Source organism: Vibrio sp. 10N.222.46.A1 (genome assembly GCF_041473595.1).
GTDB classification, from domain to species: Bacteria; Pseudomonadota; Gammaproteobacteria; order Enterobacterales; family Vibrionaceae; genus Vibrio; species Vibrio tasmaniensis_A.
In genome coordinates, this window is the sequence record NZ_JBFRSN010000558.1 from 1 (window position 1) to 2,740 (window position 2,740).

At 44.7% G+C, this 2,740-nt stretch carries 2 protein-coding genes; both read left to right on the top strand.

Annotated elements, in window-relative coordinates:
- On the top strand, positions 1-1,144 hold a 1,144-nt coding region (locus tag AB4496_RS15885; RefSeq protein WP_372131338.1), incomplete at its 5' end, for a P-loop domain-containing protein.
- Positions 1,145-1,384: 240 nt separating this feature from the next.
- A partial coding sequence (mrdA, locus tag AB4496_RS15890) for a penicillin-binding protein 2 (RefSeq protein WP_372131340.1) occupies positions 1,385-2,740 on the top strand: 1,356 nt, incomplete at its 3' end.

Consider the following 2,740-nt stretch of genomic DNA (forward strand, 5'->3'; position numbering starts at 1 on the left):
GCGTGCTCAATTGGAAGAAAACAACCTAGCAGCATTCGTTGCAAATGGCAGTGTATTACCTCGTATTGCAGGTAACTGCGACCTGCCAATGAAAGGCGCAGTTCCTTTCCTAGCACCAGAGTCTTTAAGTGTGACGCTAAACGCGCCAAACCAAGGTGATGTGACTGGCCTAGGTATTCCTAAAGGCATCACGCTGATCGTTGGTGGTGGTTTCCATGGTAAATCTACACTATTGAACGCCGTTGAACGTTCTATCTACAACCATATTCCTGGTGATGGCCGTGAAGGTATCGTGACTGCGACCGATACGATGAAGATCCGTGCTGAAGATGGCCGATGTGTACATAACTTGAATCTTTCAAACTACATCAACCATTTACCAATGCAGAAAGACACGTCTAATTTCAGCACACAAGATGCATCAGGTTCTACATCGCAAGCGGCTTGGCTACAAGAATCGATTGAAGCAGGCGTTCAAACACTACTTATTGATGAAGATACGTCAGCGACTAACTTCATGATTCGTGACGAACGTATGCAAGCTCTAGTATCAAAAGGTGCTGAGCCAATCACTCCACTTGTTGACCGTATTGGCCAACTTCGTGAAGAGATGGATATCTCTACCATTGTTGTAATGGGTGGATCTGGCGATTACCTAGACGTGGCTGACACTGTTATTCAAATGCACGACTACCAAGCGGTAGACGTAACTGATAAAGCACAAGAAGTCATCGCTCAACACCCTACTCAGCGAACTAACGAATGTGAGACCGCATTAGAAACGTTTGTTCCTCGTTCGTTAAACCGCGCAGCATTGATGAACATTCTTACTGACGGCAAATTCCGAGTTAACGCGAAAGGCAAAGAGTCACTGCGTTTTGGTAAGGAATTCGCGGACCTTTCTGCATTAGAGCAGTTAGAATCAACGTCAGAAGTAAACGCGATTGGTTGGGCTTGGTTCCAGTTTGCACAAACTCCAGGTTGGTCAAACAACCCTGCTAAAGAGTTTAGCGCTATCTTAAGCGATGAGTGGCACGTGAACATGCCAAACTACGGTGACTTAGCGAAACCAAGAGTATTGGATGTAATGGCCGCACTAAACCGTATGCGTAAATCTCAGTTCAAACCTTCGAGCTCGAACTAATACCTCGCGTTAAGTTAATCTTTATTGTTACGGCTCTCATTTATGAGGGCCGTTTTTTTGCGTTCAATTCCTATATTTCTATCTGATTCGGCCACTCTTTACGTAACTACATTGTTGGTCAGCGCTTTAATCATAGAAATCCCCAAAATCATGACACAGCTTTTACAAAACTATGGCGATATTCAGATAAAGTTCCGACTCGATAGGTGTAACTAAATGTAACAGACTCTTGAGGCTTCAATGAATCATAAACGCGTTAAGATGCGTGACCATAAAATCGAAGTAAACCTATTCAAAAACCGTGTAATCGTGGCGTTTTGTGGGATCTTACTGTTCACTCTCGTCTTAGTCGCCAACCTGTACCGACTTCAAGTCGACAATTTTGAAAGCTATCAAACTCGTGCGGATGGCAACAGAATCAAAGTATTGCCTATCGCGCCTACTCGCGGGCTAATTTACGATCGTAATGGTGTGTTGCTTGCCGAGAACAAGCTTGTGTTTAATCTAACGATGATTCCCGAGCAAACAGATGATGTCGATACCATGCTCGCCAAGCTCGACAAATACATCCCGCGTGATGTTGAGCAGATCGCTCGATTCAAAAAACGTTATCACAACACGCGCCGTTTCAAATCTGTCACTATATTAGAGAACCTAAGTGAAGAAGAGATTGCTAAGTTTTCGGTGCACCAGTACCAATTCCCCGGCTTATCGATTGATACGAACTTAAAGCGCTTTTACCCAAATGGAGAGGTGCTGACCCATGTCTTAGGGTATGTGGCACACATCAATGATAGTGACCTAAAGAAGCTAGAAGAAAAAGGCATCGAAGCGAATTATCAAGCGACTACTATTATTGGTAAGCTCGGTGTCGAACGCTATTACGAAGATATCCTACACGGAACCAAAGGCTATCAAGAAGTTGAAGTAAACAGCCGTGGCCGTGTTGTTCGGACTATTGAGTACGTGCCGCCAGTTGCAGGCAAAGACATAGTATTAAATATTGACCTTGAACTGCAAAAATACGTATTTGAACAACTTGATCACCGAACCGGAAGTGCGGTTATCCTCGATCCAAAAGACAACAGTGTACTGGCGATGGCATCTAGCCCAAGTTATGACCCTAATCTATTTGTCGACGGCATTTCGAGTAAGAACTACCAACGTCTATTGAATGACCCTGCTCACCCGTTGGTGAATCGCACCACACTGGGCGTTTACCCTCCAGCATCCACCATAAAACCATTTATGGCCGTTGCCGGATTACAAGAGCATGTTATATCAGAAAACACCATTCGTGATGATCACGGTTCATGGCAAATTCCCGGTTCCAAACGCAACTCTAAATCATGGCGAGACTGGAAACGCTGGGGTCACGGTCCTGTTGACGTAACTCAAGCGATTGAAGAGTCGGTGGATTCATTCTTCTATCAAACCGCCTTTGATTTAGGTATCGACCGCATCTCAAGTTGGATGAATCGCTTTGGTTTTGGTGAACCTACGGGCATCGATATCTATGAAGAAAGTACCGCCAACATGCCAACTCGAGAGTGGAAGATGATGCGTTATCGTACCCCTTGGTATCAAGGTGACACC